Source organism: Paracraurococcus ruber (genome assembly GCF_004353985.1).
Classification (GTDB): domain Bacteria; phylum Pseudomonadota; class Alphaproteobacteria; order Acetobacterales; family Acetobacteraceae; genus Paracraurococcus; species Paracraurococcus ruber.
Genome location: NZ_SMOA01000752.1, coordinates 1 through 284 on the forward strand (window position 1 = coordinate 1; position 284 = coordinate 284).

Sequence of the window (284 nt, forward strand, 5' to 3'; positions counted from 1 at the left end):
GCTGGCGCGCGCCGTGGCGCTGGCGCATGCGCCCGCCAGCGCGCGGCAGGCGGTGCCGGACGCGGCGCTGCGGGAATTCCTGCCGCGGGATGCGGCGCCGGCCATGGCGGCCGGCCCGGCCGTGCCCGATCCGCGGGCCCGCGCCGTCGCAATCGTGGCGCCGGCCCTGGCACGGGCTCCGGAGGCCTGGCCGGCCCTGGCCGGACCCGCCGCCGATGCCCCGGCGGCCCCCGGCCTGGACTGGGGCACCCGGGCGTGGCGGCCGGACCCGCCGGCGCCGGCGG

Annotated in this window: 1 pseudogene; it reads left to right on the plus strand. The window is 85.2% G+C overall.

The window, feature by feature from the left end:
• Nucleotides 1-284: pseudogene (locus E2C05_RS35575) on the plus strand (hypothetical protein); the annotation flags it as partial.